1 pseudogene is annotated in these 226 nt (G+C 68.1%); it reads left to right on the top strand.

Going from position 1 to position 226, the window contains the following annotated elements:
• Window positions 1-226 (top strand): annotated as a pseudogene (locus B2J89_RS22365) (catechol 1,2-dioxygenase); the annotation flags it as partial.

Here is a 226-nt window from a genome sequence, read left to right as displayed (position 1 = left end):
CGTCGCTGGCGCGCCGCTGTCGCAGCACGAGGTGCGCCTGGACGAAGGCGAGCCCGAGGGCGAAGTGTTCGTGATGGAGGGCCAGGTGCTTGACCTTGAAGGCCAGCCCGTGGCGGGCGCGCTGATAGACGTGTGGCATGCCAACACGCAAGGTGGCTACTCGCACTTCTTCCCCGGCATGAAGCCCTATGAACTGCGCCGCCGCATCCAGGCCGACGCCCAGGGG

It is taken from the genome of Acidovorax sp. SRB_24 (assembly GCF_012931925.1).
Note: the sequence above shows the minus strand (reverse complement) of the source record. Positions and strands in the feature narration are given on the sequence as shown.